We start from the raw sequence: 26,061 nt of genomic DNA on the forward strand, positions 1-26,061 counted from the left end.
GGGCGGCCGGGCGCCGTGGCCGCGGCCTGCGGTGGGAGCGGCGAAAAGGGCCAGGTGGCCCGTCCTCGGGGTCCCCCGGACGGACTCGGGGGGACCCCGAGGGATCAGGTGATGTCGTCGTAGCCGTTGAGCCGGTGCACGCCCGCGCCGCCGTGCTCCCCGGTGGCCTGCTCGGGCAGGGCGCGGGCCGCGCTCACGGGCTCGACGGCCCCGACGGCCTCGGGGGTGAGGTCGAGCGAGGAGGCCTCGTCGTCGTCGAGCTCGGCGTCCGGGTCGGTGCGCCGCCGCCGCCGGTCGTTGAGGAGGGAGAAGCCGACGGCCCCGAAGTACAGGACGGTGATGGGCCCGGCGAGGGCGAGCATGCCGACGGGGTCGGTGGTCGGGGTGATCACGGCGCCGAAGACGAAGACGCCCATGATCACGCCGCGCCACCAGCCGGCCATGCGGCGGCCCGTGAGGACTCCGGTCAGGTTGAGCATCACCAGGACGAGCGGGAGCTCGAAGGCCAGGCCGAAGACGAGCACCATGCGCAGGGTGAAGTCGAGGACGTCGTTCAGCGCCAGGAGGTTCGCGGAGCCGCTGGGCGTGAGGCTGATGAGGACCTTCACGCTGACGGGGAGGATGAGGTACGCCAGGTAGGCGCCGGCGCCGAAGAGCGGCACGGCCGCGCCGACGAAGGCGTACGTGTACTTCTTCTCGTTCTTGTGCAGCCCGGGCGCGACGAAGGCCCACAGCTGGTAGAGCCAGACGGGGCTGGCGAGGACGAGGCCCGCCGTCAGGGACACCTGGATCGTCGTGCTGAAGGGGGCGATCAGCGTGTTGAAGGTGACGACCGCGCAGTTGCCGCCGTCACTGGTGACGCCCTCTGGGCATTTGGGCACCGACCTCGACAGGAACTGCAGCAGCTCCTCGCTGTACACGAGGGCGACGATCGTCACCGCCGTGATGGCGATGAGTCCCTTCGCCAGTCGGTTGCGGAGTTCGCGCAGGTGCTCCACGAGGGGCATCCGGCCCTCGGGATCCTTCTCCTGCTTGCGGGCAGACTTGGGCAACCCACGTCCTCATCTCGTGCGGCAGGCCGCCGCCCGGTGCGGCGGCCGCGGCGGACCGGGTCAGCGCTTGGTGGTGTCCGAGGGCTCGGTCACGGGACGCGCGCTGGTCACGTCACCGGGAGCGGCCTGGATGGTGCGCGGGGCGGGCTCCTGCGTGCCGGCGTGCGGCGGGTCGGCGGGGGCGCTCTGCTGGTCGTCCGACTTCATCGCCTTGGCCTCGCTCTTGAGGATGCGGGCCGACTTGCCCAGCGAGCGCGCCATGTCGGGGAGCTTCTTGGCGCCGAACAGGAGAATGATGACGACGAGAATGAGGATGATCTCGGTGGGGCCGAGCCTACCCATAGCTTTTACCTTCTTCACCGAGGCGACATGGAGTGCGTGCCCGGCCGGTCGGACATGCGTCCGGCCACCGCGCTGCCTGCGATCGTAACCCGCAGGAGTAAACGCGGGGCAATGCCCATGCGTACTCCCGATTGCGTCGCACCGGCTCCGACCGGCGCCGCATCACGCAGCGTACGGCACCGGCTCAGCGGAGTGTCTCGCCGGTTCGGGCGAGGCCGACGGCGGCCGTCTCGAGCTCTTCGGCGGCCTGCTGGATCCGCTGTGTGGTGTGGGCCACTTGACGGCCGAGGCGCTGGACCTCCAGGAACACCTTGACGGCGAGGACGCCGAGGACGGCGATGCCGAGGAAGCCGAGGGCGATGGCGAGCATGGGCCAGAACATGTGCTGAGCCTAGACCTTGGGCGGGCGCGGGTCGTTCAGACGGTGGTGTGGAGGCGCAGGGTGCGGACGCCGCCGCCGGTGAGGAGCTCGACGATGCGCTCGCCCGCGGGCTTGCGGACGGAGCTGCCGCACTCGGGGCAGGTGAAGGAGTAGAAGGTGGTGCGGCGGCTCGCACCGATGGCGAGGCGCAGGGCGCTCGCGGAGAGTTCGAAGCGCGAGCGGCAGTCGGGGCAGGCGGCCTTGAAGAGGACCGGGGCCATGGACGCCGCAAAACCGTGCATCACGGACATCTCCCTCATCTCTCTCGACTCTGGCATCACGTCAGTATCAGCGTCCTGGGGACGGGGAACGTCACACGCCCTCGCGGGCGCCCCCGCGGCCGGCGAGCTCGCACGCCCTCTCCCACGGCGGCCTCGCACCCTCCCCGTACGCGGCGGGCCCCCACCCTTCCCGTACGCGGCGGGCCCGCACTCTCCCCGTACGCAGCGGGCTCACACGCCTTCGTACGCGGCGAGCGCGGCGGCCGCCGCCGTCCTCGCGCTGTCGGCCAGCTCCGCCGGTGCGACGATCCGCCCGTCGCTGCCGAGCCGCAGTGCCAGCCTGCGCAGCGAGGCCGGGTCCGGCGTCCGCAGCGTGATCCGCAGCCCGCCGTCCGGCAGCTCCTCGGCCCGGTCGTGGGGGTAGTACTCGGCGACCCAGCGCCCACCGGGACCCACCTCGACCACGACCTCCGGGTCGTCGGCGGACGGGTGCACCAGGCCCTCGGAGAGGTCGCGCAGCTCCAGCTCCGGCGGCGCCGCGTGCTCGTCGAGGATCCGGATCTCCACGACCCGGTCGAGCCGGAAGGTGCGGCGCGCCTCGGAGAGCCGGCACCACGCCTCCATGTAGGTGTGGCCGACGGCGAAGAGCCGGATCGGGTCGACCTCGCGCTCGGTGAGCTCGTCGCGCGCGGGCGAGTAGTAGCGCACCCACAGCCGCCTGCGCTCCGAGATGGCCCGGTCGACCTCGGCGAAGACCCCGCCCTCGGACTCGAAGGTCACCGAGAGCCGGGCGCTGGCCCCGGCGGCCTCGCCGGCCGCCGCCTCCAGCTTGGCGGTGGCGCGCAGGAGGGCGTCCCGGTCCCCCTCGCGGAGCCCCGGCAGGGTGGCGACGGCCCGGGCGGCGACGAGCAGCGCGGTGGCCTCGTCGGCGGCGAGCCGCAGCGGCGCCGCGACGTCGTCGGGGTTGTGCCACCAGATCCGGTCGCCGTCGGTGTCGATGTCCAGGAGGTCGCCGCCCCGGAAGCTGGTGCCGCACATGGGCAGCACGTCCAGGTCGGAGATCAGCTCGTCCTCGGTGATCCCGAAGGCGCGCGCCACGTCGGCGACGTGGGCGCCGGGGCGCTCGCGGAGGTAGGTGACGAGGGAGAGCATCCGCCTCGTCTGGTCGATCGCGTTGGCAGCCATGCGGTACGTCTTCCCCTCAGCCCTTGGCCACGGCGCGCAGCCGCTCCACCACATCGGCCCGCAGATCGGCGGGCTCCAGTACGACGACGTCGGGGCCGAACTCGACGAGCCAGGCGTCGAGCCCGTGCCCGTACGGGATCTCCAGCTCGTCCCAGCCGTCGTCGCCCTCGGTCACGGCCTGGGCGCGGGCCCGCAGCGGGTAGCCGCAGCCGGCCCGGAGCCGGATCCGGGCGGAGCGGGTGGCGGTCTCGCCGGCCCAGCTCTCGACGGTCTCCCGGACGGTCACGACGTCGGGGACGGGCGCGGTGAAGGCGCCGGCGCGGGAGCGGACCTTGCCGGTGATGCGGGACAGCCGGAAGACGCGCTCGGCGCCGCGGTCGCGGTCCCAGCCGGCCAGGTACCAGTGGCCGCGCCAGCACTCCAGGGTCCAGGGCTCGACGTGGCGGGTCTCGGGACGGGCGGCGTTGGCCTTGCGGTAGTCGAAGACGACGGGCCGGCGGTCGCGGCAGGCCAGCATGAGCGGCTCGAAGGCGGCCTCGTGGACCGGGATGCGCGGCTCCAGGGCGCTGGGCTGGGTCTCGTACGAGTCCTCGGCCTCGGGCATGCCGGCGGCGCGGAGCTTCTGGAGGGCGCCGCTGGCGGCTCCGGCGAGGCGGGCCTGCTGCCACACCTTGGCGGCGAGACCGAGCGCGGCGGCCTCCTCGGCGTCCAGGGTGATCGGCGGCAGCCGGTTGGAGTCGCGGCGGGCGAGGTAGCCGGTCTCGCCCTCCAGGTTCTCGACGGTCTCGATGACCAGGCCGAGCTCACGGAGGTCGTCCTTGTCCCGCTCGAACATGCGGTTGAAGGCCTCGTCGCCGCTCGCTTCGAGGTAGGCCTCGATGGAGCCGCGGAGCTCCCGCTTGCTCAGCGGGCGGCGCGTCCCGAGCAGACACAGCGCGAGATTCATCAACCGCTCGGACTTGGCAATCGCCATCGACGCCCTGCACCCTCTTCCGCCGGTTCCACTTCTCGGACGTCCGACCGTACCGCCCCGGGGTGTCGGGACAAAAGCCGAGGGCCCCCGCCGCGGACGGCGGGGGCCCCTGGACGACCTGAAGCGGGTCGGCGCTACTTCACGGCCACGAGGTCGCAGACGAAGATCAGCGTCTCGCCCGGGGCGATCGCGCTGCCGGCGCCGCGGTCGCCGTAGGCGAGGTGGGCGGGGATGGTCAGCTGGCGGCGGCCGCCGACCTTCATGCCCTGGATGCCCGTGTCCCAGCCCTGGATGACCTGGCCGGCGCCGAGCTTGAACTCGAGCGGGGTGCCGCGGTTCCAGGAGGCGTCGAACTCCTCGCCGGTGGAGAAGGCCACACCCACGTAGTGGACCTTCGCGAAGTGGCCGGCCTTGGCGACCTCGCCGTCACCCTCCCAGATGTCCTTGATCTCCAGGTCCTTCGGCGGCTCGCCACCCGGGAAGTCGATCTCGGGCTTCTCGATGCTCACTGAACTGCTCCTCAAACCGATGAACTGCGCGAAGACGATCCGCGCGAACGGGACAGTCTTACATCTTCGTCAGGATGTCCACGGCGAAGACCAGCGTGGAGTTCTTCGGGATGCCCTGCTTCTCCTCGTTGCCGAACGCCTCCGACGGCGGGGCGACGATCAGGACGCGGCTGCCGATCTTCTTGCCGACGAGACCGTCCTTGAGGCCCTTCAGCGTCAGGTTCGCGAGCGGGAAGTTCGCGGGCTTGCCGGTGGTGTAGGTCGAGTCGAAGACCTTGCCGTCCTTCCACAGGGCGGCGACGTAGTTCACGACGACCGTGTCGGTGGCCTTGACGGCCTCGCCCTTGGACTCGAGCACGTAGTTCGAGACGAGCTTGGTCGGCGGGTCGGTCTTCGGGACGGTCAGCGAGGGCTGCTTGCCGTCGGTGTTCGTACCGACCTTCGGCAGGTCCTTGTTGTCCTGGGCGACCTCGGTGCCCGTGGCGGACTTCGGGATCGTCACGGCCTTCAGGATGTCCACGACGAAGACGAGGGTGGCGTTGGGCTTGATGTCGCCCTGGCCCTGCGCGCCGTAACCGAGCTCCGGCGGGATGCCGATCTCGATGCGGCTGCCGACCTTCTGGCCCTCCAGGCCCTGGTCCCAGCCCTTGATGACCTGGCCGGCGCCCAGCGTGAGGTCGAAGGGCTGACCGCGGTCGAAACTGTTGTCGAAGGGCTTGTCGGAGTCCCAGGCCTGGCCCAGGTAGTTCACCTGGAGCGCGTCGCCCTTCTTCGTCACCGCGCCCTTGCCCTCGCTGATGACGTTGACCTTCAGTTCCTTGGGCGGGTCGCCCTCGCCCTTGGCGAGGGTCGGCTTCTCCCCGAACTTCTCACCCGCGGTGATGGCGGGCAGTCCGTTCTTCATCGAGGCGGAATCGGAGCCCTTGTCGTCGCTGCCGCAGGCCGCTGTGGAGAGCAGCAGCAGCGGGACGACGAGAAGGCCGGCAAGTCGGCGCACGTGTTCCTCAGATCTCAGACGGCACAGTAGTGGTGCCGACACTCTAGGCGTTCCTCCTGTCACGTCGAGGGCCCCGCACGCCGAACGTGCGGGGCCCGACCGGTCATACGACCTGCCTACATTCCGGCGATCAGCTTTTCCACCCGGTCGTCGACGGAGCGGAACGGGTCCTTGCACAACACCGTGCGCTGTGCCTGGTCGTTGAGCTTGAGGTGGACCCAGTCGACGGTGAAGTCCCGCCGCTGCTCCTGCGCGCGGCGGATGAAGTCGCCGCGCAGCCGGGCCCGAGTGGTCTGCGGGGGCACCGACTTGCCCTCGAAGATCTTCAGGTCGTTGCAGATGCGGGCCGCCTGCCCGTTCTTCTGCAGCAGGTAGTACAGCCCGCGACGACGGTGGATGTCGTGGTAGGCGAGGTCTATCTGCGCGACCCTCGGGTTCGACATGGTCATGTTGTGCTTGGCCCGGTACCGCTCGATGAGCTTGTACTTCATGACCCAGTCGATCTCGGTCTCGATCCGGTCGAGCTGCTCGCTCTCGATCGCGTCGAGCGTACGGCCCCACAGCTCCAGGACCTGGGCGACCGTGCCGGTGCGGATGCCCCGGCGGTCGACGAAGTCCACGGCCTTCTCGTAGTACTCGCGCTGGACCTCCAGGGCGGAGGCCTCGCGGCCGCTGGCGAGGCGGACCTTGCGCTGGCCGGTGATGTCGTGGCTGACCTCGCGGATGGCCCGGATGGGGTTCTCCAGGGTCAGGTCGCGCATCACCGTGCCCGCCTCGATCATGCGGAGCACCAGGTCGGTGGCGCCGACCTTGAGCAGCATGGTCGTCTCGGACATGTTGGAGTCGCCCACGATGACGTGCAGCCGGCGGTAGCGCTCGGCGTCGGCGTGCGGCTCGTCCCGGGTGTTGATGATGGGGCGCGAGCGGGTGGTGGCGGAACTGACGCCCTCCCAGATGTGCTCGGCGCGCTGGGAGACGCAGTAGACCGCGCCGCGCGGGGTCTGGAGGACCTTTCCCGCGCCGCAGATGAGCTGCCGCGTCACGAGGAAGGGAATGAGGATGTCCGCGAGCCGGGAGAACTCTCCGTGCCGGGCGACGAGATAGTTCTCGTGGCAGCCGTAGGAGTTTCCGGCCGAGTCGGTGTTGTTCTTGAAGAGGTAGACGTCGCCCGCGATTCCCTCCTCGTGCAGGCGGCGTTCGGCGTCGACGAGCAGGCCTTCGAGAATGCGCTCGCCCGCCTTGTCGTGGGTGACCAGTTCGGTCACGTTGTCGCATTCCGGTGTGGCGTATTCCGGATGCGAACCCACGTCCAGGTACAGGCGGGCGCCGTTCCGCAGGAAGACATTGCTGCTGCGGCCCCATGACACGACACGGCGGAAGAGGTAGCGCGCCACTTCGTCAGGAGACAGTCGGCGCTGTCCCCTGAACGTGCACGTGACGCCGTACTCGTTCTCCAGCCCGAAAATGCGGCGGTCCATGTCTGAACATTACGCCTGACGGCGTGCGCTGAAACCGGGTTGGACGTCCCCGTTTCGATCATTTTCCGATCAGTGCGTGTTCTTTTCGGGGTGTACGGCGGTGGGGACCGCCCCTCCGTCGGCGTGTCGCGCGCCGGCACCGGCGCCGCCGGGCGTGTCGGGGGCGGCCAGGACACGGCCGGTGGCCAGCAGGACGAGCAGCGCGACGAGGCCGCCCGCGCCGGCCACGGCGAACCCTGCCGCCGTTCCGGCCAGTTCGACCGCCGGTCCCGCGACGGCGGAGCCCAGGGCCGCGCCGACGCCGAAGGTGGTGACGAGCCAGGAGAAGGCCTCGGTGACGGTGCCGCTCGGGGCGTGCCGGTCGACCACGATGAAGGCGCAGGCGAGGACGGGGGCGAGGAAGACCCCGGAGAGCACCGAGAGACCGGTCATGGCGACGGGACCCGGGGTGAGCACGAGCGGCAGGTAGCAGACCGCGAGGAGGGCCACGAGGACCCGCAGCCGCCGCTCGGGCGCGCCGGACCACCGCCGGGCGCCGTAGAGGACGCCGCCGGTCAGCGCGCCGAGGCCCAGGGCGGCCATCAGCCAGCCGTACACGGACGGCGTGCCCCGGTCGTCGGCGTAGGCCACGGCGGCGACCGTGATGGAGCCGAGGGCGAGGCCGACGAAGAAGAACGAGCCGAGGAGGGCGAGGAGCCCGGGCGAGCGCAGGGCGCCCAGCCAGTGGGCCTCGCGGGGGGCGGAGCGCCAGGCGCGGGAGGGTTCGGAGAGGACGACGGCGAGGGCGCCGAGAACGCCCAGGACGTTGATGACGAGGAGGGCCGCGGCGGGCGACCGCAGGGCGACCAGGAGCGTCACCAGGAGCGGGCCCACGGTGAACATGACCTCCTGGGCGACGGCGTCCAGGGCGTACGCCCGGTGGACCCGGTCCTCGCGGCCGAGGACGCTCGGCCAGAGGGCGCGCAGGCCGCCTTCGAGGGGCGGGGTGAAGAGCCCGGCGACCACGACGGCGGCGTAGGCGAGGGCGAGGTGGCCGATGCCGGTGAGGGCGAACAGGGCCATGCCGAGCGCCGAGAGGACGGCGGCGGGCAGCTGGACGCGGGGCTGGCCCTTGAGGTCGACGGCGCGGCCGAGGAGCGGCTGTCCGACGGCGTTGGAGACGCCGTACGCCGCGATCAGTCCGCCCGCCAGGGTGTAGCTGCCGCCCTGGTCCCGGACGAACAGGGTCATGGCGATGGGGCCGGTTCCGTTGGGCAGGCGCCCGACGAGGGTTCCGGCGAGGAGCCGGGCGGCGTGCGGCGCCCGGAGTATGTCGAGATAGCCGCCGTGCGCGGGGGCCTCGGTGGCCATGTCACTCTCCCGTCACCTCGGGATCCTGCCGAGGTTTTACGTATAACGTCCTGCGTCATACGTACCATGTCGGCGTGACGCGGGTCCACCCCGCGCTCCGGAACCGTCCGACGCGGAGGCTTGTGTGCAGACCCCGGAACCGATCGGCGGCCCCCGCCCCACCAGCCGGGACGTGGCGCGGGTCGCGGGGGTCTCCCAGGCCACCGTCTCCCTGGTCCTCGGCGACAAGTGGCGCGGACGGGTCTCCGAGCGCACCGCCGGGGCCGTGCGGGAGGCCGCGGCCGGGCTCGGCTACCGTCCCAACCTGGCCGCCCGCAACCTCCGGCTCGGGCGCACCCGCACGGCCCTGCTGGTCGTGCCGGCCCTCACCAACGAGTTCTTCGCCCACGTCTACACGGGCGCGGCCGCAGCCGCCGCGGAGCACGGTTTCGGCGTCGTGCTCTACCCCTCCCCCGACGGCCTGGGACCCGCCCGCGACCCCTTCGCCTCGGCGCAGTCCGCCCTCGACGGCGTCATCGCCTCCTCGATGGCGACCGACGCGCTGGAGGCGTTCCGGGGCACCGACCTCCCGCTCGTCATGCTCGACAGCGACCCGGCCGGCTCGGGCGCCGCCGCCCATGTGAACCTCGACGTCGCCGACGGCATGCGCCGGGTGACCGACCACCTGCTCGCCCTCGGCCACCGCCGCTTCCTCCACCTCGCGTCCGCGGCCCCGTCCTGGACCTTCGACGTGCGGGCCGAGGCGCTCTCCCACGCCCTGCGCGGCGCGGACGTGCGCACCGTGCGATCGCCGCTGAACACCGCGGACGCCCGGGAGGCCGCCGGTACGGCCCTCGCCGCTCCCGGCGCCCGGCCCACGGCGGTGATCTGTGACGACGACATCCTCGCGGCCGGCGTCTGCAAGGCCGCGCGCCGGCTCGGCCTGCGGGTCCCCGAGGACCTCTCGGTCACCGGCTTCGACGACATGGCCCTGGCGACCGTGCTGGAGCCCGAGCTCACCACGGTCCGGCTGCCCGCCGAGGAGTTCGGCCGGCGGGGCATGGAGGCGCTCCTCGCCGTCCTCGCGGGCGAACCGGCGCCCCCGGTCACCTTGCCCGTGGTCCTCGTCCGGCGCGGCTCCACCGGCCCCGCACCGGCCCTCTGAGCCCGAAAACGCCGGAGGGGCCCCGGTCCGCACGGACCGGGGCCCCTCCTCCGGGCGGAGCCGACTACTCCTCGGGCGCCTCGTCCGAGGGCTCGTCCGTCCTCGCCGCCGCCGCGTTGTCCGCCTCCAGGAGGCGCGACAGCTGACGGCCGACGATCCGCTTGAACTTGCGCTGCTGCGGACGCGTGCGGTCGAGCACCGCCACCTCCAGGCGCTCCGCGGGGATCTCCCGCTCGGTGCCGTTGGTGTCCCGCGACAGGGCCTGCACGGCCAGCTTCAGCGCCTCGGCCAGCGTCATGCCGTCCCGGTGCCGCTGGTCCAGGAAGGAGCTGATCTGTTCCGCGTTCCCGCCGACCGCGACCGAGCCGTGCTCGTCCACGATCGAGCCGTCGTGCGGCAGCCGGTAGATCTGGTCGCCCTCCGGCTCCGAGCCGACCTCGGCGACGACCAGCTCCACCTCGTACGGCTTCTCCCCCGCGCTGGAGAAGATCGTGCCCAGGGTCTGGGCGTAGACGTTGGCCAGGCCCCGCGCGGTGACGTCGTCCCGGTCGTAGGTGTAGCCCCGCAGGTCGGCGTAGCGCACACCGCCGATGCGGAGGTTCTCGTACTCGTTGTACTTGCCGGCGGCCGCGAAGCCGATCCGGTCGTAGATCTCGCTGAACTTGTGCAGGGCACGGGACGGGTTCTCACCGACGAAGACGATGCCGTCGGTGTACTGGAGGACGACCAGGCTGCGGCCGCGGGCGATGCCCTTGCGGGCGTACTCGGCCCGGTCGGCCATGGCCTGCTGGGGTGAGACATAGAACGGCGTGGACACCGGCTACCGTCCCTTTCTTCCGGTCTGAAGGGCTTCTACGGGCGAGGAACGGTCAGAGCAGGGCGGCGCGCGGCCCGTCGGGCTGCTCCAGACGCCGCTCGGTGATCGACCGGGCCAGCTCGGAGGACTCCGCCTCGCTGAGCCTGCGGAAGCCCTCGTCGGTGATGACGGTGACGATCGGGAAGATCCGGCGGGCCATGTCGGGACCGCCGGTCGCCGAGTCGTCGTCCGCCGCGTCGTACAGCGCCTGCACCACCAGCGTGGTGGCCTGTTCCTCGGTCAGGTCGGCGCGGTACAGCTTCTTCATCGAACCGCGCGCGAAGATCGAGCCGGAGCCCGTGGCGGCGAAGCCGTGCTCCTCGGAGCGGCCGCCGGTCACGTCGTACGAGAAGATCCGGCCCTTCTCCTTGCCCTCGTCCCAGCCCGCGAAGAGCGGCACGACGGCGAGCCCCTGCATGGCCATGCCCAGGTTCCCCCGGATCATGGTGGAGAGACGGTTCGCCTTGCCCTCCAGGGAGAGCGTCGCGCCCTCCACCTTCTCGAAGTGCTCCAGCTCCAGCTGGAACAGCTTGACCATCTCCACGGCGAGGCCGGCGGTGCCGGCGATGCCGACGGCCGAGTACTCGTCGGCCGGGAACACCTTCTCGATGTCCCGCTGCGCGATCATGTTCCCCATGGTGGCCCGGCGGTCACCGGCGAGCACGACGCCCCCCGGGAACGTCGCGGCCACGATGGTGGTGCCGTGCGGCGCCTCGACGATCCCCTCGGGCAGCTTCCGGTTCCCCGGGAGCAGCTCCGGCGAGTGATCGGCCAGGAAGTCCATGAACGAGGACGAGCCCGGCGTCAGGAAGGCCGCCGGCAGACGCCCGGTGCTTCGAGGGTTGGCTTCCACGCGATTCCTTCCGGTGGGACAGTCGGCCGGCCGTGGGAAGCGCCGGCTGATCTTGGATGCTGTGCACGGACCTTACCCGTGCCACCGCTTGTCATCCGTCCCCGGACCCGCGGCTTTCACCGGGGCTCCGGGGACGGAGGACGACAGGCGCGTGGGGCGGCTACTCGCCGCCCTTCTGCACGAAGGAACGCACGAAGTCCTCCGCGTTCTCCTCCAGGACGTCGTCGATCTCGTCCAGGACGGAGTCCACGTCGTCGCTCAGCTTCTCCTGGCGTTCCTTGAGGTCGGAGCTCGCCTCGGTGGTGGTCTCCTCGACCTCCTCCGTGGATCGCGTCGCCTTCTGCTGTCCGCCGCCGGTGTCCTTGGTCGCCATATCCCTCACCCCGCTCGAATCGGCCCGCTCGGTTGAGTCCGTACAAGATCAGACCCTATAGGTCGGGTCTGATTTCGGCCCTGCAGTTTCCACAACGCCCGGGCACTGATTCCATGATTCCCAGTGCCGGGGCATTTCAGGCCCGTACCGGGCCCCCGGTTCAGCCGCCGGACAGCACGCGGACGAGTTCCTCCGCGGTCCGGCAGCGGTCCAGCAGTGACTTCACGTGGGCCTTGGTGCCGCGCAGCGGCTCCAGGGTCGGGACGCGCTGGAGGGAGTCCCGGCCCGGCAGATCGAAGATCACCGAGTCCCAGGAGGCCGCGGCGACGTCGTCGGCGTACTGCTCCAGGCAGCGGCCCCGGAAATAGGCCCTGGTGTCCTCCGGAGGCGCCGTCTCGGCCCGCTCCACCTCGCCCTCGTCGAGCAGCCGCTTCATGCGCCCGCGGGCCACCAGACGGTTGTAGAGGCCCTTGTCGGGGCGTACGTCCGCGTACTGGAGGTCCACCAGGTGCAGCCGGGCCGCGTCCCAGTCCAGGCCGTCACGGCGCCGGTAGCCCTCCATGACCTCCCGCTTGGCGACCCAGTCCAGCTCGCCGGCGAGGCTCATCGGATCGGTCTCCAGGCGCCCCAGGGTGTCCTCCCAGCGCGCGAGGACGTCCATGGTCTGCTCGTCCGCGTCGGAGCCGTACCGCTCCTCCACGTACTTCCTGGCCAGCTCGAAGTACTCCATCTGGAGCTGGACCGCGGTCAGTGTCCGGCCGCTGCGGAGCGTGACCAGGTACTGGAGCGACGGGTCGTGCGAGACGTGGTGCAGGGTGCGGACCGGCTGGTCGACGGCGAGGTCTACCGTGATGAAGCCGTCCTCGATCATCGAGAGGACCAGGGAGGTGGTGCCGAGCTTGAGGTAGGTGGAGATCTCCGAGAGGTTCGCGTCGCCGATGATCACGTGCAGGCGGCGGTACTTCTCGGCGTCGGCGTGCGGCTCGTCCCGGGTGTTGATGATGGGCCGCTTGAGGGTGGTCTCCAGGCCCACCTCCACCTCGAAGTAGTCGGCGCGCTGGCTGAGCTGGAAGCCGTTCTCCCGCCCGTCCTGGCCGATGCCGACCCGTCCCGCGCCGGTGATGACCTGGCGGGAGACGAAGAAGGGGGTGAGGTGGCGCACGATGTCCGAGAAGGGGGTCTCCCGCTTCATCAGGTAGTTCTCGTGCGTGCCGTAGGACGCGCCCTTGTTGTCGGTGTTGTTCTTGTAGAGGTGGATGGGCTGGGCGCCGGGGAGCTGGGCGGCGCGCTCGGCCGCCTCGGCCATGATCCGCTCGCCGGCCTTGTCCCAGAGGACGGCGTCGCGCGGGTTGGTGACCTCGGGCGCGCTGTACTCGGGGTGGGCGTGGTCCACGTAGAGGCGGGCCCCGTTGGTGAGGATCACGTTGGCCAGGCCGATGTCCTCGTCGGTGAGCTGGCTGGAGTCGGCGGCCTCGCGGGCGAGGTCGAAGCCGCGGGCGTCCCGCAGCGGGTTCTCCTCCTCGAAGTCCCAGCGGGCGCGGCGCGCCCGGTGCATCGCCGCCGCGTAGGCGTTGACGATCTGGGACGAGGTGAGCATGGCATTGGCGTTCGGGTGTCCCGGGACGGAGATCCCGTACTCCGTCTCGATGCCCATTACTCGCCGTACGGTCATGCGGCCCTCCTTGCCCGGCGGCGCTCACGGTGCGCGACTCGGCGGTACCGATGAGCCTAGAACGGCTCCGCGCTGGTGGGGAGATCGGTTGCGGTATTTCCCTGTGTCGTCGGGAGAAATACCGGATGGAATGCGTCGGCTGCGGATGCCCGGTTTCCGGACATCCGCAGCCGGTGGGCGTTCTACAGGTACTGGCCGGTATTGGCCACCGTGTCGATGGAGCGTCCGGTGTCCGCGCCCTGCTTTCCGGTGACGAGTGTGCGGATGAACACGATCCGCTCGCCCTTCTTTCCGGAGATCCGGGCCCAGTCGTCGGGGTTGGTCGTGTTGGGCAGGTCCTCGTTCTCCTTGAACTCGTCCACGCACGCCTGGAGGAGGTGGGAGACCCGGATGCCCTTCTGGTTGTGGTCGAGGAAGGCCTTGATGGCCATCTTCTTGGCCCGGTCGACGATGTTCTGGATCATCGCGCCGGAGTTGAAGTCCTTGAAGTACAGGACTTCCTTGTCGCCATTGGCGTACGTGACTTCGAGGAAGCGGTTCTCCTCGGATTCCGCGTACATCTGCTCGACGACGGACTGGATCATTCCGTGGGCGGCGGCGGCCTTCGAGCCGCTGTGCTCGGAGATGTCGTCCGCGTGGAGCGGCAGGTTGGCCGTGAGGTACTTCGCGAAGATGTCCTTCGCGGCCTCCGCGTCCGGACGCTCGATCTTGATCTTGACGTCGAGCCGGCCGGGCCGCAGGATCGCGGGGTCGATCATGTCCTCGCGGTTGGAGGCGCCGATGACGATGACGTTCTCCAGGCCCTCCACGCCGTCGATCTCGGCGAGCAGCTGCGGGACGATGGTGTTCTCCACGTCCGAGCTGACACCGGAGCCGCGGGTGCGGAAGAGGGATTCCATCTCGTCGAAGAAGACGATGACGGGGGTGCCCTCGCTCGCCTTCTCCCGGGCACGCTGGAAGACGAGGCGGATGTGCCGCTCGGTCTCTCCGACGTACTTGTTGAGGAGCTCGGGGCCCTTGATGTTGAGGAAGTAGGACTTCCCCGCGGGCTGGCCGGTCACCTCGGCGACCTTCTTGGCCAGCGAGTTGGCCACGGCCTTCGCGATCAGCGTCTTGCCGCAGCCGGGCGGGCCGTAGAGCAGGATGCCCTTGGGCGGCCGCAGTTCGTGCTCCTTGAAGAGGTCCGGGTAGAGGTACGGGAGCTCGACCGCGTCGCGGATCAGCTCGATCTGGTTGCCCAGACCGCCGATCTTGTCGTAGTCGACGTCCGGGACCTCTTCCAGAACGAGCTCTTCGACCTCGCTCTTGGGGACCACCTCGTAGACGTAGCCGGACCTGGGGTCGAGCAGCAGGGCGTCGCCGGCGCGGATGGTGACGTCCAGCAGAGGCTCGGCGAGCCTCACCACCCTCTCCTCGTCGGTGTGCCCCACCACCAGGGCGCGCTCGCCGTCCTCGAGGATCTCCTTGAGGGTGACGATGTCCCCGGCGCGCTCGAACTCCATGGCCTCGACCACGTTGAGCGCTTCGTTGAGCATGACTTCCTGGCCGCGCTTGAGCTCTTCGAGCTCGATGCTCGGGCTGACGTTCACCCGGAGCTTGCGGCCCCCGGTGAAGATGTCGCACGTGCCGTCCTCATTGGCCTGCAGGAAGACACCGAAGCCGGCCGGCGGCTGTGCGAGCCGGTCGACCTCCTCCTTGAGGGCCACGATCTGGTCGCGGGCCTCACGGAGCGTGTTCGCGAGTCGTTCGTTCTGCGCGGACACGCCGGCCAGGTTGCTCTGCAGCTCGACGATCCGCTCCTCGAGAATCCTCGTGTGACGCGGAGAGTCGGCGAGCTTGCGGCGCAGGACGGCGATTTCCTGCTCGAGATAGGCAACCTGACCGGCGGGGTCTTCAGACCCCCGCCCCGGCCGGATGCCGCGGTTGATGTCGTCGTCGTGGGCTGCCACGGTCCTCACCTCCTCCAAGGGGAGCTGGACGCTTCCTGACCCTACCTGCGTGGGTGGTGATTGAAACCCCTAGATCAAAAAGACTCCGGGGTGTGTCCGATCTTCACCCTTGCGCTTCCCCTCTCGCCAGGGGAATACCCACCCTTCGCGGTCTGAAAGCGGGCGGTTGTATCGTCGTCATCGGTCAACACCCGTCAGGGGTGGCCCGACTTATCGCGCGAAGCAGAAACGGCAGGAGATATGACCGTGCAGCACGAGGCCCCGGAGACGGGCGCTGAGGAGGCGCTGGAGGTCTGGATCGACCAGGACCTGTGCACGGGGGACGGGATCTGCGCGCAGTACGCCCCCGAGGTCTTCGAGCTGGACATCGACGGGCTCGCCTATGTGAAGAGCTCCGACGACGAGCTGCTCCAGGACGCGGGGGCCACCACGCCGGTGCCGCTGCCGCTGCTCCAGGACGTGGTGGACTCCGCGAAGGAGTGCCCGGGCGACTGCATCCATGTGCGCCGGGTCTCGGACAAGGTCGAGGTGTACGGCCCCGACGCCGAGTGACGGCTCAGACGCCGAGCGCGTCGGCCTGGCCGCCGCGTACGAAGGCGCCGCCCTGCCAGCGCCAGCTGACCTGCTCCTTCTCGTCGGGGCAGCAGCTGGGCACGTCGGGGGACGAGTAGCCGAGCAGGGTGGCGCGCACGGCTCCGTCGCGTACGGCGAGCTCGGTGACGTTCTGGTGCTGCTCGGGGGCGACGAGCGTGGCCACCACGCGCGCGGGGGTGCCCTTCTCCTTGCCGCGGGTGAGGACGTAGACGCCGCTCGGCGGGGTGCCGGAACCGGCTTCGCAGTGCACGACCGCGACGGTCTCGGGGTTCCCGTCGCCGTCGAGGTCTCCGGAGACCCGCTTCGCGACCGTGTGGGGGCCTCCGCCGCACTCCAGGGGGTAAGAGGCTCCGGCGGCGTCGGGGGCGGGTGCCGGACGCGGAGCGGCGGCCGGGGCGGTGCCGGCTCCGGCGGGGCCGGGCTGGAGCAGTCCGGCGAGGGCGACGACCGCGGCGGTCGCGGTGGCGGTGGCCAGCCAGTGGGTCGGCCGGGCGTGGGTGTGGGCGAGGTCCGCGAGGTCCGGGGCGGCGGAGGGCTGCACGCGCGACGTCTCCTGTGGGGTGGTGCGGCGGGGTTCCCGGCATCGTGCCACACGTCACAGGGGGACGGAACAGCTGGGGTGGCCGTCGATCGCGGCCGGTCCTCGCCGGCGGCGAACATGGCGAACATGAGGACGCCGCCGCCGAGTTCTCCCGCGTGGGCGGGGAACTTGGCGGCGGCGCGGTCTGGATGTCGGAACGTCAGCCCTTGTTGGGGCCCTCGTAGTCCTCGCCGTAGGCGCCCTTGGCGGGGCGGCGGCGGCGCATCGGGGGCTCGACCCCGTCCGCGAGGCGGCGGGCGGTGACGAGGAAGCCGGTGTGGCCGATCATGCGGTGATCGGGGCGGACGGCGAGGCCCTCGACGTGCCAGTTGCGGATCATGGACTCCCAGGGCTGCGGCTCGGCGTAGCAGCCGAACTCGCGGATGGACTCCACGGTGCGGGCCAGCTGGGTGGTGGTCGCCACGTAGCAGCAGAGGATGCCGCCGGGGACGAGGGCCTTGGAGACGGCCTCCAGGCACTCCCAGGGAGCGAGCATGTCCAGGATGACGCGGTCGACGTCGGTGTCGGACAGGTTGTCCTGGAGGTCGCCGACGGTCAGCTGCCACGCGGGGTGGGGGCCGCCGAAGTAGCGCTCGACGTTGCCCTTGGCGATCTCGGCGAAGTCCTCGCGGCGCTCGTAGGAGTGCAGCATGCCGCTGTCTCCGATGGCGCGCAGGAGGAAGCTGCTCAGCGATCCCGAGCCCACTCCGGCTTCCACGACGCGGGCGCCGGGGAAGATGTCGGCGAAGGCCAGGATCTGCCCCGCGTCCTTGGGGTAGACCACGGCTGCGCCGCGGGGCATGGACAGGACGTAGTCGGGGAGCAGGGGGCGCAGCGCGAGGTAGGCGACGTTTCCGGTGGTACGGACAACGCTGCCCTCGGGGGCGCCGATCAGTTCGTCGTGCGGGAAAGAACCCTTGTGGGTGTGGAAGTTCTTTCCCTCTTCGAGCGTGAACGTGTAGTGACGGCCCTTGGGGTCGGTCAGCTGAACCTGGTCCCCGACCTTGAAGGGCCCGCGTCGGCGGGCGGCACCGGTCGGTTCGGACATGTGACCAGAGTACCGGGGTTACGCGGAGGGTCGTGCCATGGCCTTGACGAAGGCCCGCTCGACGTCGGTGGTGGCGAGGACCCCGTAGATCTCGCCGGTGTCCTCCACGACGAGGTACTCGGTGGCGGGGCTGGCGCGGAGGTGGTCGAGGAGGGGCTGCCCGGTGAGTTCGGCGGGGACCCGCATGCCGTCGGTGAGGTCCTGGGCGAGAGTGCTGACGGCGACCCAGGGGCGGCGGTGCTGGGGCACGGCGGCGATGGCGGCCTCGCGGACGATGGCGGTGGGTTCGCCGGTGCCGTCGACGACGACGAGGGCGCGGGCGCCGGCCTCGTTGGCGCGGCGAAGGGCCTCGGAGAGGGGCGTGGTGGGCTCGACGGGGATGGCGCGGCGGGTCAGGGCGCGGGCGCGGAGTTCGGGGAGGTGCTCGCGGAGGCGGGCCATGCGGAGGCTGTTGCCGGCGCCGGTCCAGATGATGGCGGCGAGGATCGCGGCGAGCAGGGCGTCGGTGACGGTGGTGAAGCCGCTGATGTCGTCGGTGGAGTTGCCGAGGAGACCGGTGCGGGTGAGCAGGGGCAGGCCGACGAGGACGAGGACGGCGAGGGCGCGGCCGACCCAGGCGGCGGCGACGGTGCCGCTCATGGGCTTGCCGGTGATCTTCCAGACGACGGCGCGGAGCATGCGGCCGCCGTCCAGGGGGAGACCGGGGAGCAGGTTGAAGGCGGCGACGATCAGGTTGGAGATCATCAGGCCGCCGAGGAGGACGCCGGGGACGGTGCCGGGCTCGACGGCGTACAGCGAGAGGTAGAAGACGCCGGCGAGGACGAGGGAGAGCAGGGGGCCGACGAAGGCGAGGACGAATTCGCGGCCGGGGGTCTCGGTCTCCTTCTCGATCTCGGAGACGCCGCCGAAGAACTGGAGCTGGATGCGGCGCACCGGGAGCTTGAAGCGGAGCGCGGCGATGGTGTGGGCGAGCTCGTGGACGAGCACGGAGGCGTAGAAGGCGACGGCGAAGAAGAGGGAGACGAGGTAACGGGCCGCGCCGAGCTCGGGCAGGACGCGGTCGATCTGGTCGCCGAAGACCCAGGTGATGAGGGCGGCGACGACGAACCAGCTGGGGGCGACGTAGACGGGCACGCCGAAGGGCCGTCCCATGAGGATCCCGCCGCCGGGTTCCTCGGTCCGCTGCGGCTTGGGCTCGTCCTGGTTCACGGGTTCCTTTCGTCGCGTGGTGTGACCCGCGTCGGTGCGTCACGGTTCGATCATGCAGTGCGACGGGGTCCCAGGTCGATGGTATTCCGCCCGCTGTCGGCGGCGGGTCGTAGGGTCTTGTCATGAGTACGAGCGAGCAGGTGCCGGCGGAGCCCCGGGCACCCATGTCGTTGTCGCCCTCGCGGGCGAGCGATTTCATGCAGTGTCCCCTGCTGTACCGGTTCCGGGTGATCGACCGGCTGCCGGAGAAGCCGAGTGCGGCGGCGACGCGGGGCACGCTGGTGCACGCGGTGCTCGAGCGGCTCTTCGACGATCCGGCGGCGGAGCGGACGGCGTCGCGGGCGAAGTCGATGGTGCCGGGTCAGTGGGAGCGGCTGCTCGAGTCGAAGCCGGAGCTGGCCGGGCTGTTCGCGGAGGATCCGGACGGGGAGCGTCTCGCGGGCTGGCTGGACGAGGCGGAGAGACTGGTCGAGCGGTGGTTCACGCTGGAGGACCCGACGCGTCTGGAGCCGGCCGAGCGCGAGCTGTTCGTGGAGACGGAGCTGGATTCGGGGCTGCGGCTGCGCGGGGTGATCGACCGGGTCGACGTGGCGCCCTCGGGCGAGGTGCGGATCGTCGACTACAAGACGGGGAAGGCGCCGCGGCCCGAGTACCGGGACGGCGCGCTGTTCCAGATGACCTTCTACGCCCTGGTGGTGTGGCGGCTGAAGCAGGTGATCCCGCGGCGGCTGCAGCTGGTGTACCTGGGCAGCGGGGAGGTGCTGACGTACGACCCGGTGGAGGCGGACCTGCTGCGGGTGGAGCGGAAGCTGCTGGCGCTGTGGGACGCGATCCGGCTGGCCACGGAGTCGGGCGACTGGCGGCCGCGGCCGACGAAGCTGTGCGGTTGGTGTGACCATCAGGCGGTCTGTCCGGAGTTCGGGGGGACTCCTCCGGACTATCCCCTGAAGATCGTTTCCGCGCGCCCGCCGGAGTCGGGTGAATCGGGGCAGGGCAGAATGGACCCGGCCCAGCCGTCTTCCTGAGCACAGCCCCGTGAAGGAGCCCTTGTGACGATCCGCGTCCTGTTGGTCGACGATCAGCCGCTGCTGCGGACCGGCTTCCGGATGATCCTGGAGGCGGAGCAGGACATCGCGGTGGTGGGCGAGGCCGGGGACGGTCTGCAGGCGCAGGACCAGGTGCGCGCGCTGCAGCCGGACGTGGTCCTGATGGACATCCGGATGCCGCGGATGGACGGGGTGGAGGCGACCCGGCGCATCACGGGCCCGGGGCGGGACGGTCCGGCGAAGGTGCTGGTCCTGACGACCTTCGATCTGGACGAGTACGTGGTGGAGGCGCTGCGGGCGGGGGCGAGCGGCTTCCTCCTGAAGGACGCTCCGGCGAACGAGCTGGTGCAGGCGATCCGCGTGGTGGCGGCGGGCGAGGCGATGCTGGCTCCGTCGATCACGCGCCGGCTGCTCGACAAGTACTCGGCGCATCTTCCGACGGGCGAGGAGCAGGTTCCGGACACGCTGAGCACCCTGACCGACCGCGAGGTGGAGGTGCTGAAGCTGGTGGCGCGCGGCCTGTCGAACGCGGAGATCGCGGCGGACCTGTTCGTCAGCGAGACGACGGTGAAGACGCACGTGGGCCATGTGCTGACGAAGCTGGGGCTGCGGGACCGGGTCCAGGCCGCGGTGTACGCGTACGAGAGCGGTCTGGTGCGGCCCGGGGCCGGGGGCCAGTAGGCGCGGGCGACAGAACCCACGGGGGCCCGGTGCGCGTGGTGCGCACCGGGCCCCCGTGCGTGGAGGGGGTGTCAGCCCTTGTGGATCTCCCAGAAGCGGAAGACGGTCGAGGCGTCGAGGGTCCATTCGAGGCCGGTGACGTCCTCGCGGGCGACGGCGTACTGCTTGCCCTGCCACAGGGGCAGCACCGGGAGCTCCTCGGCGACGAGGTCCTGGAGGCGGCCGAACTCGTCGGCGGTGGCGGCGCGGTCGGCGATGGCGGCGGTCTCCGGGAGGAGGGTGCCGGTGATGGTGTCGTTCTCGTAGTGGTTGCCGAGGACGTTGCCCTCGCCGAAGAAGGGGCTGGTGAAGTTGTCGGCGTCGGGGTAGTCGGGGACCCAGCCCTTGACGTAGACGCCGTACTTTCCGGCGGCGATGTCCTTCTCGTACTGGTCGTAGGCGACGGACTTCACGTCGGCGTCGAACAGGCCGCTCGCGTTGAGCTGTTCGGCGATGGCCTTGAGCTCCTGGTCGGTGGCCGGGCCGTAGCGGCTGGGGGTGGACCAGAGGGTGAGCTTCACCTTCTCGGTGATGCCGGCGGAGCGGAGGGCCTTCTTCGCCTTGGCCTCGTCGGGGGTGCCGTAGGTGTCGAAGAAGGCGGTGTTGTGTCCGGCGATGCCGGCCGGGACGATCGAGTAGAGCGGCGTGGCCGTCGACTGGTAGACGTGCTCGACGAGGGCCTCGCGGTCGACGAGGTGGGCGATGGCCTTGCGGACGGCGAGCTTGCCGACGACCGGGTCCTTCATGTTGAAGACGAGGTGCTGGACCTCGGCGCTGCTGCCGGGGATGACCTCGATGCCCTTGTCGGCCGTGGTGGCGGAGTTCTCGAGGGCGGCGATGTCGTCGGCGGAGAGGCCTCGGTAGGCCACGTCTATGTCGCCGTCGGTGAAGGCCTTGGAGAGGGCCGCGCGGTCGCCGCGGTAGAGCTTGAGGGTGACCGCGCCGTTCTTGGGCTTGGCGTTGCCCTTGTAGCCGGGGTTGGCGGAGAAGACGGCCTCGGTGTCGCTGAGGGAGTCCAGCTTGTAGGGGCCGGAGCCGGTGGCCTTGCCGTCGGTGCGGAGGGCGTCGGCGGGGTAGTCGCGGTGGTCGACGATGGAGCCGGCACCGGATGCGATCTTGCTGGGGAAGGTGGCGTCCGGGACCTTGAGACGGAAGACGACGGTCCGCTCGTCGGGGGTCTCGATGGTGTCGATGGTGGCGAGCAGCGGCGCCGGACCGGAGGGGTCGGCGATCTTGAGGGCCCGCTCGAAGGAGAACTTGACGTCCTCCGAGGTGAGCTTGTTGCCGTTGGAGAAGGTGAGGCCGTCGCGCAGGGTGCAGGTGTAGACCTTGCTGCCCCCGGAGAAGGCGCACTTGTCGGCGGCCTCGGGCTCCGGCTCGGAGCCGCCCTTCGGGAAGGCGAGGAGGGACTGGAAGACGTTGTTGAACAGCAGCCAGGAGCCGGGGTCGTAGCCGGCCGCCGGGTCGGTGGCGAGGATCTCGTCGGACATGCCGACGCGTATTCCGCCCCCGGAGCCGCCGGAGCCGCTTCCCTGCTCGGTGCCGCAGCCGCCGAGGAGGGCGGCGGACAGGCCGGCGGCGAGGGGGGCCGTCAGCCACTTGTTTCGTGCCTTCACAGAACTTGCCTCTTGATCTCTTGTCAGGCCGGCCGCGCAGGGGCGCGCGGCCGGGACAACGAAGGGGTCAGGCGGTGCCGCGGCCCAGTTCCCACAGCAGCAGGTCGGAGGAGGTGTTGAGCGCGTACTCGACTCCGTTGAGGTCGTCGCGGGCGGCGACGTACTGCTTGCCCTGCCACAGGGGCAGGACGGGGACGTCCTTGGCGACGATCTTCTGGATCTGCGCGTAGACGGGGCTGGCGGCGTTGCGGTCGGCCTGGCGACGCGAGCGCGGGATGAGCTTCTCGCGGACGGTCTTGTTCACGTAGGGGGTGTTGAGGAAGTTGTCGCTGTCGAGGAACGGCGCGATGTAGTTGTCCGGGTCCGGGTAGTCCGGGAACCAGCCGAGGCCGTAGACGGCGTAGTCGCCGCGCTTCTGGGCCGTGCGGAAGGTGGACCACTCGGCGCCCTGGACCTCGGCGTCGAAGAGCTCGCTGGCGACGAGCTGGTTCTTGAGGGCCTCGAACTCCTTGGCGGTCTCGGCGCCGTAGTGGTCGGTGGTGTAGTTGAGGGTCACCTTGACCGGCGTCTTGACGCCCGCCTCCTTGAGGAGCTTGGCGGCGCGGGCGGGGTCGGGCTCGCCGTACTCGTCGAAGAAGGGGGTGGCGTGGCCGGTGATGCTGGAGGGGATCAGCGAGTAGAGCGGCTCGGCGGTGGGGCCGTAGACGAGGTTGACGAGGGCGCCCCGGTCGACGACGGCGGCCATGGCCTGGCGGACGGCCTTCTCCTGGACGGAGGGGGCCTCGGTGTTGAAGCCGAGGTAGCGGATCTCGAGCCCGGGGACCTCGGTGACGCGGATGTTCTCCTTGGGCGTCTCGGTGAGGTCCTTGATCTGCTTCTGCGACAGGGAGCGGGCCATCATGTCGATGTCGTCGCGCTCCAGGGCCGCGCCCATGGCGTCGGCGTCGGCGTAGGGGCGCAGCTCCACCTTGTCGTTGCGCAGGGTGACGTCGCCCTTGTACGCGGGGTTCCTGGTGAAGACGAAGCGGGTGGCCTTGTCGCCCTCGCGCTCGACCTTCATGGTGTACGGGCCCGAGCCGTCGATGTCGAAGCCGTCGCGGAGCTTGTCGGCGGCGTACTTGTCCTTGCTGAGGATGCCGGCGACGGGCGTGGAGAGCTTGTACGGGAAGGTGGCGTCGGGGGTCTTGAGGTGGAAGACGACGCCGTCGGTGCCCTGGGTCTCGATGGTGTCGATGTTCGAGAGGAGGGCGGCCGTGCCGTTGTCCGACTTGATCTTCAGGACGCGCTCGATGGAGAACTTGACGTCCTCGGCCGTGATGGGGGTGCCGTCGGCGAAGGTGAGGCCGGGGCGGAGCGTGCAGCGGTAGCTCTCGCTGGCCTTGTCGGAGAAGCCGCAGGTCTGGGCGGCCTCGGGGACGGGCTCGCCGCCGCCGCGGGGCACGTGCAGCAGGGTCTGGACGGTCTGGCGGAGGATGTTCCAGGCGCCGGTGTCGTAGGCGTAGGCCGGGTCGAACGGGGCGGGGGCGTCCTCGGTGACGATGAACTGGTCCGTGGTGCCCACCACGATCGCTCTGCCCTCCTCCGCTCCGCCGCAGGCGGCGAGCAGAGGGGCGAGCAGTCCGGCCACGGCCGGCAGCACCAGGGTCTTGCGGTTCATCAGGGACGATCTCCTCATCCGGCACTGGGGTACAGCGGTCAGTGGAACTCCGCCGCCTGCCGCCCGGTCGGGGCGGGAGCGATCGGGCCGGGTGTTGCGATCGGTCCTGTGTTCACGGCGACTTGGGTATGCGCCGGTACACGCGGTTATGCGGCGAAGTACTCGCGAAAGATTAATGGGCGGCGCCGGTATCGCTTGACCGGGGCCGCGCAGGGGCGTAATCGCAGAGTGATCATGAATGCACCCATCTCGATAACCATGCGCCGGACGTTGCGGACGACGGTTACCCAATCAGGACACAGGGGGCGCTGAAACGTCCGCTTTTGGGACGCGGAACGGGAACGGGCCACCCCCCGTCCGGCACTCTGGGTGACCAAGGTCACGTAGACGCTTTTCGGTGAATGGCCCGCTTGCTTTAGCCCGGTGGTTTTCCCTCAGCCGAAGCTCAAATTCCCGTGATCAAGGTCCGCAGGAACGGCACGTCGACCTCTTCGAGGGAGCGCACGACGACCCGGCCCGGGGAGGGGGAGATCGGGGCGACGGAGGGCACCGCGACGACCCGGCAGCCCGCCGCCTCGGCGGCCGCCACACCGGTCGCGGTGTCCTCGATGACGGCGCAGAGCCCGGGGTCGGCACCGACGCCCTGCGCGGCCGTCAGGTACGGCTCGGGGTGCGGCTTGGTGCGGACGACCTCGTCGCCGGCGACGGTCAGCGTGAAGCGGTCGCGGCCGAGCGAGGCGAGGACCCGGTCGATGATCCTCCGGTGCGAGGCGGAGACCAGGGCGGTCGGGATGGAGTACCGCGCCAGCTCGGCGAGCAGCCGCTCCGCCCCCGGCATGAGGGGGACGCCCCGCTCGATGCGCTGTTCGAACTTCTCGTTGAGCAGGACGGTCAGCTCTTCGAGGGTGATGTCGGCGCCGGTGGACTCGATGAGGTAGCCCGCGCTGCGGGTCATCGGGCCGCCGACCACGACGTCCCGCCAGGCCTCGTCCAGCCGGTGCCCGAGGTCGGCGAAGACCTCGACCTCCGCGTCCCACCAGAACCCCTCCGTGTCGACGAGGGTCCCGTCCATGTCGAGGAAGACCGCCTGCAGGGCGGAGCTGCCGTTCGTGCGGAACAGGGACGCGGGGACCGTACTGGTCATCCGGCACACCTCCATGGAGGGACGAGAAGGCCGGCCCCCTCCCCGGTACGGGGAGGAAGACCGGCCTGCACTGGACCGACAAGTGTACGTCGCGATCACCGCGAAAGCGCGGATTTGTGTCGCGCCGTCACCGCGCGGTCACCGAGCGTTGAAGTACTTCGCCTCCGGGTGGTGGATGACGATGGCGTCGGTGGACTGCTCGGGGTGGAGCTGGAACTCCTCGGAGAGGTGGACGCCGATCCGTTCCGGCCGCAGCAGTTCCGCGATCTTCGCGCGGTCCTCCAGGTCGGGGCAGGCGCCGTAGCCCAGCGAGAAGCGCGCACCGCGGTACTTGAGGTCGAACATGTCCTCGACGCTGTCGGGGTCCTCCCCGCCGAAGCCGAGCTCGGCGCGGACGCGGGCGTGCCAGTACTCGGCGAGGGCCTCGGCGAGCTGGACGGACAGGCCGTGCAGCTCCAGGTAGTCGCGGTAGGAGTCGGACTCGAAGAGCTTGGCCGTGGCCTCGCCGATCTTCGAGCCGACGGTGACGACCTGGAGGCCGACGACGTCGGTCTCGCCGGACTCCTCCGGGCGGAAGAAGTCCGCCAGGCACAGCCGGCGGCCCCGGCGCTGGCGCGGGAAGGAGAACCGGGTCCGCTCGTTGCCCGCCTCGTCCAGGATGATCAGGTCGTCGCCCTTGGAGACGCAGGGGAAGTAGCCGTGCACGACGGCCGCCTCCAGGAGGTTCTCGGTGTGCAGGCGCTCCAGCCAGCCGCGCAGCCGGGGCCGGCCCTCGGTCTCGACGAGCTCCTCGTACGCCGGTCCGTCGCCGGCCCGGTTCTGCTTCAGTCCCCACTGGCCCTTGAAGAGGGCGCCCTCGTCCAGCCAGGACGCGTAGTCCTTCAGCGGGATGCCCTTGACGACGCGGGTGCCCCAGAACGGCGGGGCCGGCACCGGGTTGTCGGTGGCCACGTCGGAACGGCCGCCGGGCTCCGGCTCCTCGACCTGGAGGGCGGCGGTGCCGGCGCCCTTGGCCACCCGGCGCTGCTTCAGCTCGGGGAGCACGGCTCCCGGGACGCCGCGCTTGACGCCG

At 70.5% G+C, this 26,061-nt stretch carries 26 protein-coding genes; 4 read left to right on the plus strand and 22 right to left on the minus strand.

Annotated features, from left to right (window positions below):
• Positions 1-104 precede the first annotated feature (104 nt).
• The 10 genes from tatC to K7G60_RS05330 all read right to left on the minus strand — a co-directional run bounded on the left by tatC (position 105) and on the right by K7G60_RS05330 (position 8,528).
• Positions 105-1,007, minus strand: a complete 903-nt coding sequence (gene tatC, locus K7G60_RS05285) for a twin-arginine translocase subunit TatC (protein WP_225799631.1) — start codon at positions 1,005-1,007, stop codon at positions 105-107.
• A gap of 105 nt (positions 1,008-1,112) precedes the next feature.
• The gene (tatA, locus tag K7G60_RS05290; protein ID WP_225799609.1) at positions 1,113-1,394 is read right to left on the minus strand and encodes a Sec-independent protein translocase subunit TatA; all 282 of its coding nucleotides are present in this window, start codon (positions 1,392-1,394) and stop codon (positions 1,113-1,115) included.
• A 184-nt stretch (positions 1,395-1,578) separates the two neighbouring features.
• Positions 1,579-1,776 (minus strand): hypothetical protein, encoded by a 198-nt coding sequence (locus K7G60_RS05295; RefSeq protein WP_225799610.1) that lies wholly within the window; start codon positions 1,774-1,776, stop codon positions 1,579-1,581.
• Between the two features lie 35 nt (positions 1,777-1,811).
• Positions 1,812-2,075, minus strand: a complete 264-nt coding sequence (locus K7G60_RS05300) for a hypothetical protein (RefSeq protein WP_123450571.1) — start codon at positions 2,073-2,075, stop codon at positions 1,812-1,814.
• A 192-nt stretch (positions 2,076-2,267) separates the two neighbouring features.
• The gene (locus K7G60_RS05305) at positions 2,268-3,221 is read right to left on the minus strand and encodes a YafY family protein (protein WP_123450573.1); all 954 of its coding nucleotides are present in this window, start codon (positions 3,219-3,221) and stop codon (positions 2,268-2,270) included.
• 16 nt (positions 3,222-3,237) lie between these two features.
• Positions 3,238-4,194 (minus strand): YafY family protein, encoded by a 957-nt coding sequence (locus K7G60_RS05310; RefSeq protein ID WP_225799611.1) that lies wholly within the window; start codon positions 4,192-4,194, stop codon positions 3,238-3,240.
• Between the two features lie 134 nt (positions 4,195-4,328).
• Positions 4,329-4,703, minus strand: coding sequence for an FKBP-type peptidyl-prolyl cis-trans isomerase (locus K7G60_RS05315; RefSeq protein WP_225799612.1), 375 nt, complete (start codon positions 4,701-4,703; stop codon positions 4,329-4,331).
• Between the two features lie 58 nt (positions 4,704-4,761).
• Positions 4,762-5,700 (minus strand): FKBP-type peptidyl-prolyl cis-trans isomerase, encoded by a 939-nt coding sequence (locus K7G60_RS05320; protein ID WP_225799613.1) that lies wholly within the window; start codon positions 5,698-5,700, stop codon positions 4,762-4,764.
• A gap of 116 nt (positions 5,701-5,816) precedes the next feature.
• Positions 5,817-7,178: a Pup--protein ligase gene (gene pafA / locus K7G60_RS05325; protein WP_225799614.1), complete on the minus strand. Its 1,362-nt coding sequence runs from the start codon at positions 7,176-7,178 to the stop codon at positions 5,817-5,819.
• A gap of 69 nt (positions 7,179-7,247) precedes the next feature.
• Complete coding sequence (locus K7G60_RS05330; RefSeq protein ID WP_225799615.1) at positions 7,248-8,528, minus strand: MFS transporter; 1,281 nt, start codon at positions 8,526-8,528, stop codon at positions 7,248-7,250.
• Positions 8,529-8,652: 124 nt separating this feature from the next.
• On the opposite strand from K7G60_RS05330, the gene K7G60_RS05335 reads away from it, so the two are divergent.
• Positions 8,653-9,672: a LacI family DNA-binding transcriptional regulator gene (locus tag K7G60_RS05335; protein WP_225799616.1), complete on the plus strand. Its 1,020-nt coding sequence runs from the start codon at positions 8,653-8,655 to the stop codon at positions 9,670-9,672.
• A 64-nt stretch (positions 9,673-9,736) separates the two neighbouring features.
• On the opposite strand, the gene prcA is transcribed toward K7G60_RS05335, so the two are convergent.
• The 5 genes from prcA to arc all read right to left on the minus strand — a co-directional run bounded on the left by prcA (position 9,737) and on the right by arc (position 15,375).
• Positions 9,737-10,489 carry a proteasome subunit alpha gene (prcA, locus tag K7G60_RS05340; protein ID WP_225799617.1) on the minus strand — a complete coding sequence of 251 codons (753 nt, stop codon included), beginning with the start codon at positions 10,487-10,489 and terminating at the stop codon, positions 9,737-9,739.
• 52 nt (positions 10,490-10,541) lie between these two features.
• Positions 10,542-11,381, minus strand: coding sequence for a proteasome subunit beta (prcB, locus tag K7G60_RS05345; protein ID WP_225799618.1), 840 nt, complete (start codon positions 11,379-11,381; stop codon positions 10,542-10,544).
• Positions 11,382-11,541: 160 nt separating this feature from the next.
• Positions 11,542-11,754 (minus strand): ubiquitin-like protein Pup, encoded by a 213-nt coding sequence (locus tag K7G60_RS05350; RefSeq protein ID WP_015032443.1) that lies wholly within the window; start codon positions 11,752-11,754, stop codon positions 11,542-11,544.
• Positions 11,755-11,914: 160 nt separating this feature from the next.
• The gene (dop, locus tag K7G60_RS05355; RefSeq protein ID WP_225799619.1) at positions 11,915-13,426 is read right to left on the minus strand and encodes a depupylase/deamidase Dop; all 1,512 of its coding nucleotides are present in this window, start codon (positions 13,424-13,426) and stop codon (positions 11,915-11,917) included.
• A 182-nt stretch (positions 13,427-13,608) separates the two neighbouring features.
• Positions 13,609-15,375 (minus strand): proteasome ATPase, encoded by a 1,767-nt coding sequence (arc, locus tag K7G60_RS05360; RefSeq protein ID WP_123450594.1) that lies wholly within the window; start codon positions 15,373-15,375, stop codon positions 13,609-13,611.
• Positions 15,376-15,615: 240 nt separating this feature from the next.
• On the opposite strand from arc, the gene K7G60_RS05365 reads away from it, so the two are divergent.
• Positions 15,616-15,927 carry a ferredoxin gene (locus tag K7G60_RS05365; RefSeq protein ID WP_225799620.1) on the plus strand — a complete coding sequence of 104 codons (312 nt, stop codon included), beginning with the start codon at positions 15,616-15,618 and terminating at the stop codon, positions 15,925-15,927.
• Between the two features lie 4 nt (positions 15,928-15,931).
• On the opposite strand, the gene K7G60_RS05370 is transcribed toward K7G60_RS05365, so the two are convergent.
• The 3 genes from K7G60_RS05370 to K7G60_RS05380 form a co-directional block, all read right to left on the minus strand.
• Positions 15,932-16,510: a hypothetical protein gene (locus tag K7G60_RS05370; RefSeq protein ID WP_225799621.1), complete on the minus strand. Its 579-nt coding sequence runs from the start codon at positions 16,508-16,510 to the stop codon at positions 15,932-15,934.
• A 199-nt stretch (positions 16,511-16,709) separates the two neighbouring features.
• Positions 16,710-17,597 carry a tRNA (adenine-N1)-methyltransferase gene (locus K7G60_RS05375; RefSeq protein ID WP_015032448.1) on the minus strand — a complete coding sequence of 296 codons (888 nt, stop codon included), beginning with the start codon at positions 17,595-17,597 and terminating at the stop codon, positions 16,710-16,712.
• Positions 17,598-17,615: 18 nt separating this feature from the next.
• Positions 17,616-18,749, minus strand: a complete 1,134-nt coding sequence (locus K7G60_RS05380; protein ID WP_225799632.1) for a site-2 protease family protein — start codon at positions 18,747-18,749, stop codon at positions 17,616-17,618.
• A 179-nt stretch (positions 18,750-18,928) separates the two neighbouring features.
• Here K7G60_RS05380 and K7G60_RS05385 point away from each other — a divergent pair, with 179 nt between their 5' ends.
• Entirely contained in the window at positions 18,929-19,831 is a 903-nt protein-coding gene (locus tag K7G60_RS05385) for a PD-(D/E)XK nuclease family protein (protein WP_225799622.1), read from the plus strand.
• A gap of 24 nt (positions 19,832-19,855) precedes the next feature.
• Positions 19,856-20,533, plus strand: a complete 678-nt coding sequence (locus tag K7G60_RS05390; protein ID WP_225799623.1) for a response regulator transcription factor — start codon at positions 19,856-19,858, stop codon at positions 20,531-20,533.
• 71 nt (positions 20,534-20,604) lie between these two features.
• On the opposite strand, the gene K7G60_RS05395 is transcribed toward K7G60_RS05390, so the two are convergent.
• The 4 genes from K7G60_RS05395 to K7G60_RS05410 form a co-directional block, all read right to left on the minus strand.
• Complete coding sequence (locus tag K7G60_RS05395) at positions 20,605-22,188, minus strand: ABC transporter substrate-binding protein (protein ID WP_225799624.1); 1,584 nt, start codon at positions 22,186-22,188, stop codon at positions 20,605-20,607.
• A 67-nt stretch (positions 22,189-22,255) separates the two neighbouring features.
• Entirely contained in the window at positions 22,256-23,845 is a 1,590-nt protein-coding gene (locus K7G60_RS05400; RefSeq protein WP_225799625.1) for an ABC transporter substrate-binding protein, read from the minus strand.
• A 445-nt stretch (positions 23,846-24,290) separates the two neighbouring features.
• Positions 24,291-24,989: an HAD family phosphatase gene (locus tag K7G60_RS05405; RefSeq protein ID WP_225799626.1), complete on the minus strand. Its 699-nt coding sequence runs from the start codon at positions 24,987-24,989 to the stop codon at positions 24,291-24,293.
• 138 nt (positions 24,990-25,127) lie between these two features.
• A partial coding sequence (locus K7G60_RS05410; RefSeq protein WP_308080184.1) for a vitamin B12 dependent-methionine synthase activation domain-containing protein occupies positions 25,128-26,061 on the minus strand: 934 nt, incomplete at its 5' end.

This window comes from Streptomyces sp. NK15101 (genome assembly GCF_020400725.1).
In the GTDB taxonomy this organism is placed as follows: domain Bacteria; phylum Actinomycetota; class Actinomycetes; order Streptomycetales; family Streptomycetaceae; genus Streptomyces.

Excerpts from the sequence above, each read along its gene's own strand:
- K7G60_RS05365 (WP_225799620.1), top strand. The coding sequence starts at position 15,616 with ATGACCGTGCAGCACGAGGCCCCGGAGACGGGCGCTGAGGAGGCGCTG.
- K7G60_RS05405 (WP_225799626.1), bottom strand. The coding sequence starts at position 24,989 with ATGACCAGTACGGTCCCCGCGTCCCTGTTCCGCACGAACGGCAGCTCC.
- K7G60_RS05300 (WP_123450571.1), bottom strand. The coding sequence starts at position 2,075 with ATGAGGGAGATGTCCGTGATGCACGGTTTTGCGGCGTCCATGGCCCCG.
- tatC (WP_225799631.1), bottom strand. The coding sequence starts at position 1,007 with ATGCCCCTCGTGGAGCACCTGCGCGAACTCCGCAACCGACTGGCGAAG.
- K7G60_RS05310 (WP_225799611.1), bottom strand. The coding sequence starts at position 4,194 with ATGGCGATTGCCAAGTCCGAGCGGTTGATGAATCTCGCGCTGTGTCTG.
- pafA (WP_225799614.1), bottom strand. The coding sequence starts at position 7,178 with ATGGACCGCCGCATTTTCGGGCTGGAGAACGAGTACGGCGTCACGTGC.
- dop (WP_225799619.1), bottom strand. The coding sequence starts at position 13,426 with ATGACCGTACGGCGAGTAATGGGCATCGAGACGGAGTACGGGATCTCC.
- K7G60_RS05330 (WP_225799615.1), bottom strand. The coding sequence starts at position 8,528 with ATGGCCACCGAGGCCCCCGCGCACGGCGGCTATCTCGACATACTCCGG.
- K7G60_RS05350 (WP_015032443.1), bottom strand. The coding sequence starts at position 11,754 with ATGGCGACCAAGGACACCGGCGGCGGACAGCAGAAGGCGACGCGATCC.
- K7G60_RS05385 (WP_225799622.1), top strand. The coding sequence starts at position 18,929 with ATGAGTACGAGCGAGCAGGTGCCGGCGGAGCCCCGGGCACCCATGTCG.
- K7G60_RS05400 (WP_225799625.1), bottom strand. The coding sequence starts at position 23,845 with ATGAACCGCAAGACCCTGGTGCTGCCGGCCGTGGCCGGACTGCTCGCC.
- K7G60_RS05295 (WP_225799610.1), bottom strand. The coding sequence starts at position 1,776 with ATGTTCTGGCCCATGCTCGCCATCGCCCTCGGCTTCCTCGGCATCGCC.
- tatA (WP_225799609.1), bottom strand. The coding sequence starts at position 1,394 with ATGGGTAGGCTCGGCCCCACCGAGATCATCCTCATTCTCGTCGTCATC.
- K7G60_RS05305 (WP_123450573.1), bottom strand. The coding sequence starts at position 3,221 with ATGGCTGCCAACGCGATCGACCAGACGAGGCGGATGCTCTCCCTCGTC.
- K7G60_RS05380 (WP_225799632.1), bottom strand. The coding sequence starts at position 18,749 with ATGGGACGGCCCTTCGGCGTGCCCGTCTACGTCGCCCCCAGCTGGTTC.
- K7G60_RS05375 (WP_015032448.1), bottom strand. The coding sequence starts at position 17,597 with ATGTCCGAACCGACCGGTGCCGCCCGCCGACGCGGGCCCTTCAAGGTC.